Source organism: Prevotella intermedia ATCC 25611 = DSM 20706, from assembly GCF_001953955.1.
Classification (GTDB): domain Bacteria; phylum Bacteroidota; class Bacteroidia; order Bacteroidales; family Bacteroidaceae; genus Prevotella; species Prevotella intermedia.
Genome location: NZ_CP019300.1, coordinates 1,636,805 through 1,653,169 on the forward strand (window position 1 = coordinate 1,636,805; position 16,365 = coordinate 1,653,169).

Sequence of the window (16,365 nt, forward strand, 5' to 3'; positions counted from 1 at the left end):
AAATTATTCCAAGTTGGTTCGTTTGCTGAAAAAACTAAATAAATACCACACACAAAACAGAAATACGTACCAAAGAAGCACTTGCAAGACATTGGGGTGCAGCCCTTCGATGCTTGCGCCCTGCAAATGGGCTACCCAATGCAAGGCTGCGTTCATCGAACCGACTACAAACAGCAATGCCTTTCCCACCAAAAGCTGCACCTGCGGTATAAAAAAGAACACAAGAAGCAGCACCGCAGCATAGAGAATGGCAGTGGCATACGGAATAACAATAAAGTTGGAAAGTAGGAAATAGCAGCTAAACCGACCGAAATAGAAGGCTACCAAGGGTGCTGTACCCAACTGCGCAGCAACGGAAACCGTAGCCAATCCCCACACCCAGCGAAGCAACCAATGGTGTTGAAGCAGCTTTGGAGAGAACAGCCCATAAAGCAAAGGTGCGAAAAGAACAATGGAAAGCACCGCCACGAACGACATCTGAAAACCTACGTCCCACAGATTCTGTGGACGAACGACCAACAAAACAATGGCTGTCAATGCCAATGTGTTGAGCGAGAACTTATCTCTGTTAAGCAATCCGACAACACTGTAAACGGTAATCATCGTAGCCGAGCGCACCACCGAAGGCGAAAAGTCTACCAACAGCGCATACAGCCATATAAGCAACAGCACGAACAGGTCGCTTAAATGGTATCGGACAAGAAGATTTAAATAAGGAATGCCCTTGCAAAGATTGAATCCGAAAAGGAAAATAGCATAGATAATGCCAAGGTGCAAGCCCGAAAGAGCCAGTACGTGGCTTGCGCCCGAAATGGAATAATCGTCTTTCACCTCCTTTGAAATAAGCTGCTTGTCGCCCAAAGTCATAGCAACCGTAACGGCAGCCGACTGCCCATTGAGCCCCACACGTGCATAAGTCTGCAACCATTGTTGCTTTGCTCGCTTCAGTTCTATAAGCGTGCGGTCTACGCTACTAAGAAACGACAGGTCTACCGAAGCCTTTTTCCAACTCCGATAGTAGATGAATGTTTCTGCATCAAAGCCGTGCAAGCGCAGCCAACGGACATAATCAAATTCAGAATCACGGAAGTTTACAGGCTCTTCCAACTGCGAAAAGGCGGTGATACCATCGCCAACATGCAGTCTTTTATAGTTTTCGGAAACCGTATCGCACAGTATCGAAGCCTTCACCTTCATTACTCCGTCGGTCGTAGGTATTGCCAAGTCTACCTTTATCACTTTTCCGTGTCGCACAGGCTCCGTCAGCAATACAGCATCGTAGCGCAATGGTTCTGCAGGAAGCAATTTCTGCATGTCCATTTCAGCATTTGCCATAAGCAAACCACCAACCGAAGCCACCGAGAAAAGCAATGCCCAACTGCCCAACAGTCGTCTTTTCCCACTTAAAAACACCACTGCCAAGCACAAAATAGCAACAGCAAACCAGCCCCATAACGGCACCACACTCAAGGCATACCGCCCAAGTGCCATACCCACAATTAAGGCTGCAGCCACTTTCACCAATGGATTCATACTAAGAGCGATACTTTGCTTCATGGCACAGATTGTTTTTATATCGCTTACAAAAGTAAGAAATATTTTTCTATTTCCAATGATTCACCTGCCTGCAACATTCCTCCAAGTTTTCATTTCAGGGGGTTATGCTCCTACTCCGTTTCGCCTATACACCTTATTACAATAGGTAGAAAAAGACAACAATGGTGTAAATATTTTTCACAACAATATCTATCGCATAACAAACTAATTATCAACGCCTTACAAAACCTATTGTTTTGCATTCCAAAAGCGGCTGTTTTGCACGGTAAAAGCGTAGGTTTTGCAATGCAAAAGAGCCGCTTTCGCAACGTCAAAGCGCAGTTATCACTTTTTAAGAGAATTATCTTTACAAAAGCAAAAGAACTATATTGTAACGGTTTTCTGTAATACAAAGAAAATAGTTTTACTAATAAAGTTCTCCTGAAGCGGTTTAATGCCACCATTTTCGTACATACTTACTCGAACAGAACGTATATAAAAATCCCTTTCGGCTAAGTGCTGAAAGGGATTTTCTGTATTTGTTGTTTTGCTGAAATTACTTGTACAAGTAACGTTTGATAGAACGCTTTGGCGTCTTTACGAACTCTTCTTCCATTATTTCAATATCTGAAAGTTTGCAATAAGCAGGATTTATTTCGTTCAACTGCTTCTTGTTTTCTTCCATTAAGTTCTTTATATCGGCATCGTTTAGCCCAAGCTCCTTTGCTTCTTCAAGGTCTGGATAAACCAATCCTACGAGCTTTTCGCCACGTTGCACTACAAGACATTCGCTTACGAGTGGCAACGAGTTGAGCTTATCTTCAATTTCCTCAGGGTAAATGTTTTGTCCGTTGCTGCCCAAAAGCATATTCTTGGAACGTCCCTTTATATAAATGTTCTGGTCGGCGTCCATTGTTCCGAGGTCGCCGGTATGGAACCAGCCGTCGGCATCGAGTACTTGGCGAGTAGCTTCTTCGTTCTTGTAGTAACCAAGCAACACGTTAGGACCCTTCGTGAGGATTTCTCCCGGCACGTTTTCTGGGTCTACACTGTCGATGCGCACTTCTTGGTGCAAGGCAGGCTTACCACATGATGTCGGCACAAACTCTTTCCAATCGCTGTAACCGATGATTGGCGCACACTCGGTAGCACCGTAACCCACCGTGAATGGGAAGTTTATGTCTTTCAAGAACATTTCTATTTCGCGGTTCAAGGCTGCTCCGCCGATGATAACCTGATAGATGTTACCACCGAAAGCTTGCATTACCTGTTCGCAAATCTTCTCTTTTACCTTCTTCTGAATTACAGGTGTGTTCAGCAACAGCTTCATGCGGTTGGTCTGAATCTTTGGGAACACACGCTTGCGAATAATCTTCTCGATAATGAGTGGTACGGCTATCATAAGCGCAGGCTTTACTTCGGCAAGTGCTTGTGCGATGATTGCAGGCGAAGGCATACGTGTCAGATAGAAGACATGGGCACCTGCAATAAACTCGAAGATAAGTTCGAAAGCCATACCGTACATGTGTGCCATTGGCAAAATACTGATAATGTGGCTGCCCGGCTTAACGGTTGCGCCCAATACGCTGCGTGCAAAGTCGGCATTGCTCCACATGGCACGATAAGGAATCATTACACCCTTCGAGTTTCCAGTAGTTCCGCTGGTGTAATTGATAAGTGCCAACTCGTCTGGACTTTGCTCACGATAGTAGTGAACATGCTCGGGGCGGAAGTACTTTGGGTACTTCTTTCCAAACATTTCGTTGAGATGCTCGCGTGCGTATGTAAGCTTTTCGGTACGGCTCAACGTGAGCGAGAGATCGGGAAGATAGATAATGCCTTCGAGTGCAGGCATCTTCGTAGCGTCAATTTCCGTAGCAACGACATCGCCCACAAAGAGTATCTTCGATTCAGAGTGGTTCACGATGTTGTGTATCTGTTCTGGCGTAAACTCGTGCAGAACGGGTACCGCCACTGCACCGTATGTAAGGGTTGCCAAGAAAGCAGCAGCCCACATTGAAGAGTTACGTCCGCAAAGAGCGATTCTATCGCCTTTTTGCACTCCACTTGCCTCAAACATGATGTGTATCTTCTCTATTTTACGAGCAACATCATGATATTGAAGCGTCTTTCCCTTATAGTCTGTCAGAGCATCTAAGTCCCAATGTTCAATGACACTCTTCTCTATTAATTCGTTAAAACTTGGAATCTGTTGCATTATAAATGTCTTAAAACAGTGCAAAGGTATTCATTTTTTTGCACATTTCAAAAATATATGTGCAGCAATTGCACTTTTTCTGTTAATTTGTGCAATTTCTTTAATGCAACAAAGTGGGCTTTCCGTTATTCGTAATGCATCGTTTTGGCAGGGTGAATGTGGCTAATCAGATAGCTTGGCGCAATGAGAACAAAGACACATATTAATAAGGTGGCAAGGTTTAAAGCCAATATAAGCAGCACGTTGAGTTCGACTGGAACGGTGCTGACATAGTATGTCTTAGGGTCGAGCGTAACAAAACCAGTGTATTTCTGCAAGAATACCAGTCCTAAGCCCACGAGATTGCCCCACAGCAAGCCTTTTCCAATGATGAAAGTAGCAAACCATAGGAAGATGTGGCGTATCTGGGCGTTCTTTGTTCCCATCGCTTTCATAATACCAATCATCTGCGTGCGCTCCAAGATAATGATGAGCAAACCCGAAATCATCGTTACTCCTGCAACCGAAACCATAAGTGCGAGGATTATCCAAACGTTCAAATCCATAAGGTCGAGCCACGAGAATATCTGCGGATTTTGCTCCATTATCGTGGCAGTCGAATAGCTGTCGCCATATCGGTCGGTCTTTCCTTTCACCTTATTCAATATGTTTAAGGCGACGGCATCGAGCTGTTCAAAGTCGTTTACCTGCACTTCTGCCCCGCTACACTGCTCTGTCTGCCAGCCATTCAGCTTGTTTGTAGTGTACAAATCGGTGAAACAAATCTGCGAATCGAACTGTTTCAAGTTGGTTTCGTAGATGCCCGAAATGGTAAAACGGCGAGTACGCACTCCCTGTTCGTTCACAAAGTAGGCATAAATCCTATCCCCCACCTTCAAATCAAGCTTCTCTGCAATGGCTTTTGAAAGCAATATTTTCTGCTGACTCTTTACATCTGAGAACGCTGGAATGCTGCCCGCAACCATATTTTGATGTATAAAGGTAGAGTCAAAATCGCTTCCCACACCTTTCAGCATTACACCAAGGAAGTCGTCATCGGTCTTCAAGATACCCTGTGTGTAGGCATAACGCTGCACGTGGCGCACACCTTGCGTTTGCATCAAGGCACGTTTCAGACTGTCGTTCACCACAATGGGGTAATTCTCGGAACGCTGAAAGGAATTGAAATTAGCCACCGTGATATGGCTGCCAAAGCCTACGACCTTATCACGGATAGTATGTTTGAAACCAAGAACAACACAAACAGACACTATCATAACGGCAAGACCGATTGCAACACCAAGCATAGCAATGCGAATGGCGGGTTTAGACACCTTTCTATCTTTGTCTTCGTTGCCGTTTATCTTTCGTGCTATAAATAAAGGAAAGTTCATTTGCTTGTATTTTATTGTTCTTTTGCTTAATAAACGAATGCAAAGATAGAACTTTTTTTCGTTTTAATGGCATTAAAAAACTATTAAGCCATATCCCGACTCCTAAAAGTTATTAATACATAGGGGCGAGTATTAAATACAGAATTGCCCAATCTGCCTGCGAAACCTACTCTTGGGATGAGAATTATTTAAAGATACAAGAACAGAATAAAACAAAAACGCAAGTCCTGTTTTCCAACAAGCCTTGCGTCATCACATCAATCAGAGGGTATAATGTAAGATGTGTATGTTTTATGGGTGCTCACTACCACCCGGAGTAGAAGGCGAGCCTGAATCGTCTGAAACCGTCTTGCCTTTCCATTCTTCCCATTCGATGTCCACGTCCGACAAACCACGGGTAGACACACGTCCCTTACCTCCGCCACGGTAGCGGGTCTCGGGTAGGAAACGCACACGCACGCCGTTGATGAGTTTGGCTGTTACTTCCTTCTCCGTAGCAACGCCGTTTTTATTGGTTGATGCCGTGAAATAGAACGAGCCGATACCATCTAACTTCACCGAGCGTCCCTGCGCCATATAGTCGCCCATCACGCCACCGAGGGCGGTCAGCACGGCGCGAACATCGGCAGGACTCACCGTCGATTCGGCTGCTAAACGCTTCGCCACTTGTTCAGTACTGATGGGTGAACCTACTAAAACGGATTTGGGATACCATTTTCCGTTCACTTTCATTTTCATTTTCTTGTAGAATGCCATGGTTTTTAAAATTATGTGCCTTTGGGTTGCGCAAATGTTAATAAGTACGAAAGTACATTTTGTACCCCACGAAAGTATATTTCGTGCCCTACAAAAGTATATTTCGTCGCTGTCTCTATCTGCGTTACTCGTCGGCTGGTTAGTATTGTGTTAATAAATTAAAATCAACTAATGGTTTCTCATTATATTAAAAGTGCCATGCCCCACCGTCTTGTACGGATTGGGGCATGGCTGAATATAGTTATTAGTCTTCCCAAGAATTGTAGCTTGACATCTCCTCATTGAAGAACCAGCCTTCCTTGGCACCTATGTCGTTCTCATCGCCGGGTTTAATACCGTGGTCGGGGTCGTTATCTATGCCGACGCTCCATATCTCCATCAGAGCTTCGCTGTTTACTTTAATCACCTCTATGAGAGGTTTCACATATACTGTCTTCTTCATATTTTGTTCTTCCCTTATTTAATGATTACCTTTTTTCCATTGTGGATATACACACCCTTTGTAGGCTTGCTTACTTGTACACCGTTCAAATTATAGTAAGGCGCATTGTCGTTGTCCTTGCCAAAATCGGTAATTCCGTCGATACCTGCAGGAACATCTTCCTCATCGTACACGATGCTGAATCCCTTGGCAGGACTTGTCGGGTTCTTTCTCAGACGGAAGTATGCCTTGAAGTAAGGAAATGTAACGTTGTCTTTAAGCTGCACGAACTTACCATACTTCTTGCTGAAAGCGTAGTATTGGAAACCGCTCTCGTTTGTTATAGTTACATCTTCCACTGCTCCAACCATACGGTTATCAGCATTTTTGTTGTAACCAACGGCTGTGAGTTTATCTTCTTTATGCAGCTGTTCTTCGTCCATCTGGCAATAAGAACTTACCGTGGCTGTCTTCTTGCTACGAATAAGCACACCAACGTATGCAGGTACATAATAGTCGTCAAGGCTGTATGCACGTACGATAGGATTAGAAACAGCGTAAGCATAAGTGTAATCAACCGGTACGTATGGCTTGATGTCCTTATCGCCTTGTCCTTCTGGATACTTCACATCGAATGGGAAGCATACAGTACCTCCGTTCTTATTGGTCTCCTGTGGTATCTCGTGCGTGATGTTCAACATATGGGGTGCAATCTGCCACTTACTCTTATAATCAGCAACCTTACTCTTCTTTACATAGATATTCTGCCCGTCCTTGAATGGATAACTATCTGGCTGTTCGTAGTTCACAGAGCCGAGTTCTCCTGGTGCATTGCCTACAAAATAGATATCCTTGATACTCGTGCCTTTGAAAGAGTTCATACCGACATAACCCATATCGGCAAGCGAAACAATAGCCTTTACCTTAGTGGCTTTTTCATAAGCGAAGTCAAGAATACTGCTTACATCGTATGTCTTCTCTGGGAAAGTTTTTCCGAAACGGTCAGGGGTAGTTACGGCATCCTCTTTCGCTGTCTTGTCGAGAATGACAGAAGTACGCTCGGTGTAGAAACTGATGGCACCCACATTTTTCATAGAAGTTGGGAAGAACTCTGTACCGCGGTCGTACCCCTTAGAACTTACGAATGAAGGGTGCACTTCCTTGAAAGTTTGATTATATTTCTTGATGGTTTCATCGTTGGTACCTGTTTCATACCACTTCTTACGCACATAAATGGTAACATTCTTTTTGTTGCCCGACTCATACATAATATCTGCATTCAATGTCGGTACGTTGTCCTCTCCCATAAAACTGAGCGATTCCAATTTATTGCAAAGAGCAATGGCACGTGATTCAATCTCTTTCACTGTTCTGGGGAATGTGATGTTGGTAACTTTATTACTACCATAGAAACAGAATTGAGCGACTTTCTCGAAATAAGGTACAAGCGTATATTTCGAATTTGCCTTACCGGCAGGAAATACTTGGAGCACTTTTTTATCGAAATCACAAAGCATGCCATCAAGTGTACTGTATTTCGTATTGCCTTTATCAACAATGAATCTCAGGAGGTTTTCACAGAAGTTGAACGCTCCTTTTTGCACTTCTTGGAGGTTCTTGGGTAACTTAATTTCTGTGAGGTTCGAGCAATGGTCAAAAGCAAAACTTTCAATCAGTTTAATACTTTCCGGCAAAGTGATATGTGTGATTCCGCAATCGGCAAACGCTCCATTACCGATTCTTGTAAGAACAGACCCTTTTTCAAACTCTACAGTTTTCAATCCCTTCGTACCCTTGAAAGCACCACTGGCTATTTCAGAAACAGTCTTAGGTATTTTAAATGTTTCTAACTTAGGACAGTTAAAGAATACGTAACTACTTATTTTCTCCAAACTGTTCGTCCCATCAAAGGAAACTGTCTTGAGATTTTTTGCATTTTGGAAGAGATTGCCTGATAATTCTTTCAGTTGGCAACCATCGGCAAAGTGTACTTCTTTGAGAGTTTCTATATCGGCAAAACCTGCTCCTTCCAGGTTCTTGACCGATGCAGGTATGGTAATGTTCTCCAACTTTGTGTTTTGAAAAGCGTGGTCTCCGATAGTCTCGAGGTTTGTAGTCCCCTGAAAATCCACCTTTTTCAGTATCTTAGCACCCTTGAAAGCGGACGGACAGATAGTCTTTACAGTTTTTGCTATTGTAACATTCTCTAAATTCTGAACATCGGAGAAAGCAAAGTCTTCAATCTTTATCGTACCTTCTGGCACAGTATAATCGTTTTTCTTTCCGCATGGGTAAAGTAAAAGGTTTTTGCCATCTTTTGTAAAGATCACACCATCTTTTGCCACATAGTTACTATTTTGTTTATCTACGACAAAAGTTTCGATGAATTGGCAGTTAGTAAATGCTCCCTGACCAATCTTATTAACATCTTTACCAATCGTTACACTTTCCAATGCACTGCACGAATTAAAAGCGTTATTACCAATTATCTTCGTTTGGTTTAAATCGAGTTGTTTAATAGAACTACCGATGGCAGCATTCTGAGACACTTCAGTAATACCATCAGGTATTTTCAATTTCTCAGTAGGTTGCTCCAATTTATCGTATTTAAAGGGAACATGTAAGAGCTTTTTTCCTTCCTTATCACATAAAAGACCATCTTTATCGCAGAAGTTATTACCGCCAAGTACTGTAAAATGAGTTCCACTAGTATTAAACGACGGATATTCGCCATTTTCTGAAATTTTAGTAACGGAAGCAGGGATAGTTATCTTTGTCATTTTTTTGCAATTAGAGAATGCCGATGGCATAATCTCTTCCACGTTATTGGGTACAGAATATTCACCAGCCTTGCCTGCTGGAACATAGACCAACTGTTTACCATTGTAAGATAGCAATGAACCGTCACTTGCTGTCTTATAATTCATATTTCCCGATTTTACCTCAAAACTCGTAAGTTTCGGACAATCGACAAAGCACCCGATACCTACTTTCTCACAAGATTTAGGTATGATTACTTTCTGTAGAGTTTGAGGCTTGCGGAACGAATTATTGGAAATTTCCTTGAACCCTTCAGAAAACTCCACTTCGGTAACGCCATCTTGCACCTTAGACTCCCAAGCTACACAGCCTACCACATTGTACCATTCCCTGTCCATTCCTTCAGGGCTTTGCACCTTTATAGGAATAGTTACCTTACCACTCCCTTTTACTGTCAGCACCAACACTTCATACTTAGATAATGCGGGATTAGGATCCACATCTTTCTTGGAAACCCTATACTCACAACCTCCATATTCGAAAACGGTTCCTACCGTTTGCGCAAAGGCTTCTGTTGCCGACAATACCATTGCCAGCAACAGCATACTAAATAGTCTTTTTTGTTTCATTTTTTATTAAACTATAATTTATTATTCTTTTTGAATATTACTTGTGGTTAAAACTTTCTAACTAATCGGTCTTATTTCATTCAAATGATAAGATGTTGCAATAGAACAAACAAATGAAAATAACTATATCTTTCTGCTTGCTTCAAACTTGAAATCTTATAACTTGGGTGCAAAGGTAAAGATAAAAAGCTTAATAAGCAAATATTTAGTGAAAGAAAACTATTGTTTTGAAAATATTGAGAATATTCTCTATAATTATTGCCATTACGAAAACTCAAAATTAATTATGATATTTTTTGAGGAGACAAAGTTGGATTAAACCAGACTTTTTAGTACTTTTGCATTCAAATTAAACATAAACGACACGGTTCATTCTTTGCGATTACGCTTTAGAGTGCCCGATAAACAACAAAAGAGACAATGAGAAGCAAAACTACTTCTTGGTTTGAGACCAAGGTGCGTTACGATAAGACCATGGAAGATGGTCAGAACAAAAAGGCTACAGAGGCTTACACCGTAGAGGCGTTGAGTTTTTCTGAAGCAGAGAGTGCCATAACAGAAGAAATGTCGCACTACATCAGCGGCGAATTTGACGTGAAAGCGATTACCCCAGCTGCTTACGGCGAGATTTTCTTCAGCGATGCCGACAGCGACGACAAATGGTTCAAGGCTCGCTTGGCATTCATTACCATTGATGAAAAGACCGAAAAGGAAAAGCGTTCCACCATTACTTACCTTGTTCAGGCTCACTCTGTCAATGGTGCAGTGAAGCATGTGGACGAGGTTATGGGCAAGACAATGATTGATTACGACATCGTTTCCATTGCCGATACAAAGATTATGGACGTGTTTGAGCACAAAGCAGCATCGAAAGCGTCTGACGCAAAGCCTGAATACGAATAACAAGAGAGCGTAGAATACCATAAAACAACCGAACCATGTATGATGTAGCAACTAACTTACACAAGGTGAAGGACGGCTTACCCGATGGCGTTCGCTTGATTGCCATCAGCAAGTTTCACCCTAACGAATACATCGAAGCTGCCTACAACGAGGGGCAACGTGTATTTGGCGAGAGCCACGAACAGGAGCTTTCTGCCAAAGCAAAGACGCTGCCAACAGACATTGAATGGCACTTCATAGGGCATTTGCAGACCAACAAGGTGAAGTACATTGCTCCTTACATCTCTATGATTGAGGCAGTGGACTCAATGAAACTGCTGAAAGAAATCAACAAACAGGCAGCAAAGCACGACCGTATCATCAATGTATTGTTGGAATTGCACATCGCCGAAGAGGTTTCCAAGTATGGATTCAGCCTTGACGACTGCCGTAATCTATTGGAAGAAGGCGAGTGGCGCGAGCTAAAACACGTGCATGTATCGGGCTTAATGATGATGGCATCGAACACAGACGATACCGAACAAATCAGAAAAGAAATGACCCAAGCTGCCGATTTCTTCGATGAAGTGAAAGCAAAGTACTTTGCCGACGACCCCGAATTTAAGGAACGGTCGTGGGGAATGAGCAGCGATTACGAGATAGCAATAGACTGTCGCAGCACGATGATTAGAGTAGGAACTGCCATTTTTGGTCCTCGCGTGTACTGATAACCGACAAGTCAAGCAACGACACCCCAACAAAACCAACCCCAACTGAATTATGATACAAGAATATCAAATACGTGTGATGCCCCAAGTGGCATATAACGAAAAGAATATAAAAGCGTTTATAGCGAAAGACAAAGGCATTGACGCACGCACCATCAACCACGTGCGCACACTGAAACGCTCTATCGATGCTCGCCACCGTGATATTTTTGTGAACCTGAAAGTAAGGGTCTACATCAACGAAGTGCCACACGATGATGCTTTTGTGAAGACAGAGTACCCCGATGTGAGCCACGCGCCTCGTGTCATCGTTGTCGGAGCAGGGCCAGGCGGACTGTTTGCTGCCTTAAGATTGGTGGAATTAGGTTTACGCCCCATTGTTCTTGAACGTGGAAAAGATGTGCGCGAGCGCAAAAAAGACCTTGCACAAATATCTCGTACCCATACCGTAGACCCTGAATCGAACTACTGTTTCGGCGAAGGAGGTGCAGGAGCTTACTCCGATGGCAAGCTTTACACACGCAGCAAGAAGCGTGGTTCGGTGGAGAAAATACTCAACGTGTTCTGCCAACACGGCGCATCTACAAGCATTCTTGCCGATGCTCACCCGCACATCGGTACCGACAAGCTGCCCAAAGTTATTGAAAATATGCGCAATACCATTCTCGCTTGTGGCGGAGAAGTGCATTTCCAAACAAAAATGGTGGCGTTGGAAACCGATGGCAACAAGGTTGTTGGCGTGAAAGCCATGTCTACTTACGGCGGCGGACAACAGGAAAAGACATTCAAGGGAGCCGTTATTCTTGCCACAGGGCACTCGGCGCGCGATGTTTATCAGCACTGCCAAGAGGCAAATATCGAAATGGAGGCGAAGGGAATTGCCGTCGGTGTGCGTTTGGAACACCCTGCGGAACTCATCGACCAGATACAATACCACAACAAAAACGGTCGTGGAAAATACCTCCCAGCAGCCGAATACGCTTTTGTAACGCAGGTAGAAGGGCGTGGTGTCTATTCTTTCTGCATGTGTCCAGGTGGTTTCGTCATTCCGTCAGCAACAGGACCGCAACAGATTGTAACCAACGGAATGAGCCCAGCCAACCGCGGAACGAAGTGGTCGAACGCAGGAATGGTGGTTCAAATCAATCCTGAAGACATCAAGGGAGACAACTTATTGCGTATGATGCACTTTCAAGAACAGTTGGAAAAAGACACTTGGCAACAAGGCAATATGCGCCAAACCGCCCCCGCACAGCGTATGGCAGACTTTGTGAACAAGCGTTTGTCGTACGACTTGCCTGCTTCGAGCTATGCACCGGGACTCATTTCCAGTCCGTTACACTTCTGGTTGCCCGACAATATCACCACTCGCCTGCAACAAGCATTCAAGAATTTCGGCAAGCAAGCACACGGTTTCCTTACCAACGAGGCTGTAATGATAGCCACGGAAACACGCACCAGTTCGCCCGTACGCATTCTCCGCGACCGCGAAACGTTCATGCACGTGCGCCTTCAAGGCTTGTTCCCTTGTGGAGAAGGTGCAGGATATGCAGGTGGAATCGTCAGTGCTGGTATCGACGGAGAGCGTTGCGCCGAAATGGCAAGTGCGTATTTGTCGAGCATTCAACAATAAAACATCTTATAAAATATGGCACGATGCGCTTGGGCTGATACACACCCATTACTTCAAAAATACCACGACGAACGTTGGGGCGTACCCGTTCACGACGACAAAACGCTCTTTATGTATCTTGTAATGGAATGTATGTCGTGCGGACTGTCGTGGTTGCTGATGCTGAAAAAACAAGAAACATTCTGTCTTTGCTTTGCCAATTTCGACTTCAAGCAGGTGGCTCGCTTCACCGCTGACGATGTTCAGCACATTCTTAACACCGAGAATATGCTGAAAAGCCAACGCAAAATAGAAGCAATGATTGCCAATGCGCAGGCCTTTCTTCGCGTTATAGAAGAGTTTGGCTCGTTCGACAAGTACATCTGGCAGTTCTCGAAAGGAAAGACAATGGTCTATCCCTCTCACCAAAAACGCCTCTGCACCCGCAACGCATTGAGCGACAAGGTCGCTAAAAACTTGAAAAAACGTGGCTTTAAGTATGTTGGTTCAGTCATTATTTACAGCTACCTGCAAGCCATAGGCATCATAAACGACCACCAAGCCGATTGCGATTGTTACAATCGGAAATAGCTTTGATTTTGTAAAGATAATTCTCTTAAAAAGTGATAACTGCGCTTTGACGTTGCGAAAGCGGCTCTTTTGCAACGCAAAACCTACGCTTTTACCGTGCAAAACAGCCGCTTTTGGAATGCAAAACAATAGGTTTTACAACGCATTGATGTACAGTTAGTTACACAATAGATACTCGTGTGAAAAATATTTACACCTTTACTATCTTTTTCCTCCTTATATTATATAGGTCTGAACCTCCACATCAGGAAGTTCAGACCTAAGTTTATAGAAGGTAAAAAGAATTTCAGCTAACAGCCATAATCCTCCTACTACATTTTATTTGTGCCGATATTCAACAGAATTTTAACCGTTTCTTTCGTCTTTCTCACTCCTTTTCGTTATCTTTGCATAAGATTATCTTACCCGAAAACAACCAACCTAATGGATATAAAGAATAAAATAGATTGCTTTGTTCCTTGCGAAAACGCACAGCAAGCACAACAATATGCAACGCAATTCATAAACGAAAACGAAGTGGCAAAAGTTTTTATGCTCACTTCCGACAGTACGAACGTTAACGAAAAAACGGCTGAAAGCATTGGCTACATACAAGTTGGAAACACTCTTTCTACGGAAACAATGTTGAAAATAGCACAAAATGCTACTGCCGACTACGTGCTTTTCTATATGAAAACTTCGCCCATAACTTTGGGCTACCACGCTTTAACACGACTTGTGCGTGTAGCTGCCGACACGAAAGCAGCCTTAGTGTATGCCGACCACTATTCTGTTGAGGCAGGAAAAGTGATGCGCCACCCTGTCATCGACTACCAAGCAGGCAGCATTCGCGACGATTTCGACTTCGGTTCGTTGGTTCTCATTGATGCAAAGTTGCTCCGTACATACGCTGAACAGGCAGAAAAGACTGACTATAAGTTTGCTGGCTGGTACGATTTACGCTTGTATCTAAGTAGAAAAGGTAAGATATTCCACTTGGACGAATACCTTTATACAGAGGAAGAAGACGACCTGCGCCGAAGCGGAGAGAAGCAATTCGACTACGTAAACCCTCGCAATCGTGAGGTACAGATAGAAATGGAACGTGCTGCAACAGCACATTTGCGCACCATAGGTGGATTGGTGGACACCAAGAAATACAGACAACCCGACTTTACAAGCGGCGACTTCAGCGTTGAAGCATCTGTCATAATCCCCGTTTTCAATCGTGAAAAGACCATTCGCGACGCTGTTACATCGGCATTGGCACAGAAAACAGATTTCAAATACAATGTTATTGTTGTAAACAATCATTCATCTGACAAGACGACAGCTATACTTTCGGACATTGCAAAGACCGATGACAGGTTGGAACACCTTGTTCCCAACCGCACCGACCTTGGTATTGGCGGCTGTTGGAACTATGCCGTGAACAGCGAACATTGCGGTAGGTTCGCCGTACAATTGGACAGCGACGACCTCTACTCTTCAGAACAGACCTTGCAAAAGATTGTAGACGCTTTCCACGAACAGCAGGCAGCAATGATAATAGGCTCGTACCGTATGTGCGATTTCGACCTTAACACACTTCCGCCAGGACTGATTGACCACGCAGAATGGACGGAAGACAACGGCTGCAACAATGCGCTTCGCATCAACGGCTTAGGTGCACCGCGTGCGTTCTACACACCTCTGGCGCGCGAAGTGCAGTTCCCGAACACCAGTTACGGCGAAGACTATGCCATGGGGTTGGCTTTCAGTCGCCAGTTCCGCATCGGACGCATTTACGAAGAGCTTTATCTATGCCGTCGTTGGGGCGGAAACAGCGATGCAGCGTTAAGCATTGACCGCATCAATGCCAACAACTTGTATAAAGACCGCTTACGAACGATAGAACTGACAGCGCGTCAGCAACTCAACAAACAAGGCGACGAGGAGGGCGCAAAGAGTTTAGAGCCTTTTTTTACAGCCAACTGAACCAGTGGGAAGACGCCAAACAGCGGTTCAGTGATTTACAATTGGTGAGGACAAAGCAATTCGACAATGGCTTAAAGGTGCAGTTCAACCCTGCAAGAATAGTGAGTGCAGGGGCTAAAACAGACAAGGCAACCATTGCAAAACGCCCTTGTTTCCTTTGCAAGGATAACCGTCCGAAGGTTCAGACCAGCGTTTCGTTCGGTGAAACGTTCGACATTCTGGTGAATCCCTTCCCTATTCTGCCCGTCCATTTCACCATTGCGGCACGCCAACACCAGTTGCAGCTTATACAAGAACATTACGCCGACTTGCACAAACTCAGCGACAAGTATCCAAAACTTATGTTCTTCTATAACGGTCCTAAATGTGGCGCAAGCGCACCCGACCATCTTCACTTCCAAGGAGGCACGAGTGGTATGCTGCCCGTGCAGGAAATGTGGAGCAAGCTCGATGCTACTGCACAGCCGTTATTAAGCATCAACGAGGCGGAGGGCATCTTTGAAATTGTCGATTTCGCCTATCCTGCCATTGCAATCAAGAGCCGTAGCGTTGAAAACGATGCACGACTGTTCGGCATTGTGTACAATTCGCTGCCTCAACAGGCTGATGAGGCAGAACCAATGATGAACATCGTCGTGTGGAAAGAGGGGTTAGACACGGTGTCTGTTGTCTTTCCACGTCGCAAACACCGCCCTGATTGCTATTCAAAGGAGGGCGACGAGCAGTATCTGATTAGTCCTGGTGCATTGGATATGGGTGGCTTGCTCATTCTTCCACGCCAAACCGACTTTGAACGAATAGACGAAAGACTGCTAATGGAGGTGATGAAAGAAGTTGTTCTTCCCACCGAAACAATGCAGGAAGTAACCGAAAAGATAAGAAACAAAGGGATATAACAACAAG

Annotated in this window: 13 protein-coding genes; 7 read left to right on the forward strand and 6 right to left on the reverse strand. The window is 44.2% G+C overall.

What is annotated here, in order from left to right:
• Positions 1 to 3: 3 nt before the first annotated feature.
• Positions 4 to 1,557, reverse strand: coding sequence for a ComEC/Rec2 family competence protein (locus BWX39_RS07065; protein ID WP_028905068.1), 1,554 nt, complete (start codon positions 1,555 to 1,557; stop codon positions 4 to 6).
• A gap of 207 nt (positions 1,558 to 1,764) precedes the next feature.
• On the opposite strand from BWX39_RS07065, the gene BWX39_RS12505 reads away from it, so the two are divergent.
• Positions 1,765 to 1,944: a hypothetical protein gene (locus tag BWX39_RS12505; protein ID WP_076123360.1), complete on the forward strand. Its 180-nt coding sequence runs from the start codon at positions 1,765 to 1,767 to the stop codon at positions 1,942 to 1,944.
• Between the two features lie 148 nt (positions 1,945 to 2,092).
• Here the strand turns inward: BWX39_RS12505 and BWX39_RS07075 are convergent, their stop codons facing one another.
• The 5 genes from BWX39_RS07075 to BWX39_RS07095 all read right to left on the reverse strand — a co-directional run bounded on the left by BWX39_RS07075 (position 2,093) and on the right by BWX39_RS07095 (position 9,693).
• Complete coding sequence (locus BWX39_RS07075; RefSeq protein WP_028905069.1) at positions 2,093 to 3,754, reverse strand: AMP-binding protein; 1,662 nt, start codon at positions 3,752 to 3,754, stop codon at positions 2,093 to 2,095.
• Positions 3,755 to 3,879: 125 nt separating this feature from the next.
• Positions 3,880 to 5,127 carry an ABC transporter permease gene (locus tag BWX39_RS07080; RefSeq protein WP_028905070.1) on the reverse strand — a complete coding sequence of 416 codons (1,248 nt, stop codon included), beginning with the start codon at positions 5,125 to 5,127 and terminating at the stop codon, positions 3,880 to 3,882.
• A gap of 291 nt (positions 5,128 to 5,418) precedes the next feature.
• Positions 5,419 to 5,883 (reverse strand): HU family DNA-binding protein, encoded by a 465-nt coding sequence (locus tag BWX39_RS07085; protein WP_023926399.1) that lies wholly within the window; start codon positions 5,881 to 5,883, stop codon positions 5,419 to 5,421.
• Positions 5,884 to 6,127: 244 nt separating this feature from the next.
• Positions 6,128 to 6,325 (reverse strand): hypothetical protein, encoded by a 198-nt coding sequence (locus tag BWX39_RS07090; RefSeq protein WP_028905072.1) that lies wholly within the window; start codon positions 6,323 to 6,325, stop codon positions 6,128 to 6,130.
• 14 nt (positions 6,326 to 6,339) lie between these two features.
• Complete coding sequence (locus tag BWX39_RS07095; protein WP_028905073.1) at positions 6,340 to 9,693, reverse strand: leucine-rich repeat domain-containing protein; 3,354 nt, start codon at positions 9,691 to 9,693, stop codon at positions 6,340 to 6,342.
• A gap of 420 nt (positions 9,694 to 10,113) precedes the next feature.
• Here BWX39_RS07095 and BWX39_RS07100 point away from each other — a divergent pair, with 420 nt between their 5' ends.
• The 6 genes from BWX39_RS07100 (at position 10,114) to BWX39_RS12775 (ending at position 16,358) form a co-directional block, all read left to right on the forward strand.
• On the forward strand, positions 10,114 to 10,596 hold the full coding sequence (locus BWX39_RS07100; RefSeq protein WP_028905074.1) for a DUF4494 domain-containing protein: 483 nt from the start codon (positions 10,114 to 10,116) through the stop codon (positions 10,594 to 10,596).
• Between the two features lie 35 nt (positions 10,597 to 10,631).
• The gene (locus BWX39_RS07105; protein ID WP_028905075.1) at positions 10,632 to 11,303 is read left to right on the forward strand and encodes a YggS family pyridoxal phosphate-dependent enzyme; all 672 of its coding nucleotides are present in this window, start codon (positions 10,632 to 10,634) and stop codon (positions 11,301 to 11,303) included.
• 52 nt (positions 11,304 to 11,355) lie between these two features.
• Positions 11,356 to 12,936, forward strand: coding sequence for an NAD(P)/FAD-dependent oxidoreductase (locus BWX39_RS07110; protein WP_028905076.1), 1,581 nt, complete (start codon positions 11,356 to 11,358; stop codon positions 12,934 to 12,936).
• 15 nt (positions 12,937 to 12,951) lie between these two features.
• Complete coding sequence (locus BWX39_RS07115) at positions 12,952 to 13,506, forward strand: DNA-3-methyladenine glycosylase I (RefSeq protein WP_028905077.1); 555 nt, start codon at positions 12,952 to 12,954, stop codon at positions 13,504 to 13,506.
• Between the two features lie 423 nt (positions 13,507 to 13,929).
• Entirely contained in the window at positions 13,930 to 15,462 is a 1,533-nt protein-coding gene (locus BWX39_RS12770; RefSeq protein ID WP_028905078.1) for a glycosyltransferase family 2 protein, read from the forward strand.
• A 41-nt stretch (positions 15,463 to 15,503) separates the two neighbouring features.
• The gene (locus tag BWX39_RS12775; RefSeq protein WP_317041798.1) at positions 15,504 to 16,358 is read left to right on the forward strand and encodes a DUF4922 domain-containing protein; all 855 of its coding nucleotides are present in this window, start codon (positions 15,504 to 15,506) and stop codon (positions 16,356 to 16,358) included.
• The last annotated feature ends 7 nt before the right edge of the window (positions 16,359 to 16,365 follow it).